Below are 2,127 nucleotides of genomic sequence, written 5' to 3' on the forward strand. Positions count from 1 at the left end.
GCACCACCCATATCAGACAAGAATTGTCAGAGCTTGAAGCTAATCTAAGGAAGGAAATCGGCGCGCTCCCTCAGTTTATTGAAATACTTGGGGCGCATTATGCCAACCTCAGCTTAGGCGAGTTAATTGACCGCCTGGCACAGAGTCACCTCGCAGAACATCCGCTATTTTGTCGTTTAAACCGCCTCGATGCCGCCTTCTGTCAACTCGACTTAGGCTTGTACGGCCTGTGCTCAGATTGCGAAACCGAAATCGAAGCCGAACGCTTGACCCAAGATCCCACTGAGCAACGTTGCAGTAGCTGCGCCGAGCATTATCAGCATGAGCATCGCCATGAGCTTAGGCTAAGCCATTAACAGCTTTAGGCTTTATCTGTTAACTCAGTCAGTTCACCAATAAAAATGCCACTCAAATGAGTGGCATTTTTTACGATAACTTATCGCGTGTGATTACAGCTGACAGCCTTCAACACTGTTTGAGTTTTCGTAAACAATGTCGCCCACTGGGTTGTAGTCAGCAGCAACGATTGTTTGTTTCTCTTTCAGGAATGAATAGAGTAAGTCCGCATCCACAAAACCTGTTTGGATTGGGCTAGCCAGTTTTGGATAACCGTCACCACCTGCAGCGTTAAAGCTAGGTACAGTGAATTTATAGCTAGCTGTCGCACTGAACTCTTTGCCGTTGATTTCGCTGATATTAGCCGTCTTAGCTGCACAGTCGATGGTCATTTTCACGCCAGTGATCTGGGCATAACCACCTGAACCGATTTGGATACTGCCCACAGCGCCTAAGTAAGCCGCAACTTCAGTACCTGTCATTTCGTTCAGGGTGACCATGTTGCCAAAAGGTTGAACCGTCAGCACGTCACGGTAAGTAATGTCGCCCGCTTGGATAGAAGCGCGCACACCACCTGAGTTCATTACACCAAAGTCAGCAGACACTTTACCGCTTTGCGCCATGGCTAACATACGGCCTAAGTTGGTTTGCTTGTTACGTACGTTTGCACGTTCACCATCGAGCAGCGCATCGGTAGTCGCAATCACTTCATCTAACTTAGCTTGGCCTTTCTCTTGGTAGTAAGACAGCAGCTCTTTTAACTCAGCATCTGGCTCAATCTTAGTGCCAGCCAGTTCTGTGGTTTTCTTGCCCGCTTCGTCCAGTTTACGCATGTTAACTGGGATCAGCTTGTAGCTGGCTAAATGCAGTTCACCGTTGAAGTATTGGAAATCCGCACGGCCAACATACTTACCCCATTCGTGGGCTTGCATGATCCAAGTGCCGTTTTGTTGATCTGGCGCGCAGTCATCACCAGGTTTGAAGTCGGCATAAGACTTATTGTCAGTACCCGGTTCCATACACACTGGATTTTGTGAGTGACCACCAATCACAACTTGTAAGTCGCCTTTATTCAACGCACGAGCCATAGCTACGTCGCCTGGTGCGTTGCTACCGTTTTGGCCATCGGCATAGTGACCCATGTGAGTCGTTGCGAAGATAATATCAGCCGCTTTGGCGTCTTTAATTTCTTTGATAACTTTCGCCACTTCCACTTTAGGATCGGTGAAAATTAAATCGCTGATAAATTCTGGGTTACCGATTTTTGCAGTGTCTTCGGTGGTTAAACCAATCACAGCCACTTTAAGACCGTTAATATCGAACACTTTGTAAGGCTCGAAATAACGTTCACCTTGACCACCCTCAGCATTTTTACGGTAAATGTTCGCCGCCAGCATTGGGAATTCGGCTAAACGACGCTGCATATCTAATACAGATAATGGATTGTCAAATTCATGGTTACCAACCGCCATTGCGTCGTAACCAATTTTGTTCATACCGGTAAAGTCAGGAATCGCATCCTGTAAATCAGATTCTGGTACGCCAGTGTTAATATCACCGCCAGACAATAATAATGTTTGGCCGCCATTCTTGCTGACTTCAGCACGAATTTGATCAATTAACGCTTTACGCGCTGCCATACCATATTCGCCATCACTGTTTTCCCAGAAACGGCCATGGTTATCATTGGTGTGTAATACGGTAAAAGTTTTACAAGCACTGCCCGCTTCGGCACAGGTTGTTGGTACTTTAGTATTATCATCATCACTATTACAACCTGCTAGCGCAGCC

Annotated in this window: 2 protein-coding genes; one reads left to right on the forward strand and one right to left on the reverse strand. The window is 46.7% G+C overall.

Going from position 1 to position 2,127, the window contains the following annotated elements:
* Nucleotides 1-356: TraR/DksA C4-type zinc finger protein (locus ACQY6Q_RS13820; protein ID WP_427982248.1), on the forward strand; the 356-nt coding region annotated here is incomplete at its 5' end.
* A 93-nt stretch (nucleotides 357-449) separates the two neighbouring features.
* On the opposite strand, the gene ushA is transcribed toward ACQY6Q_RS13820, so the two are convergent.
* The coding region (ushA, locus tag ACQY6Q_RS13825; protein ID WP_427982250.1) for a bifunctional UDP-sugar hydrolase/5'-nucleotidase UshA at nucleotides 450-2,127 on the reverse strand (1,678 nt) is incomplete at its 5' end.

The organism is Agarivorans sp., assembly GCF_050295395.1.
Taxonomy (GTDB): Bacteria; Pseudomonadota; Gammaproteobacteria; order Enterobacterales; family Celerinatantimonadaceae; genus Agarivorans.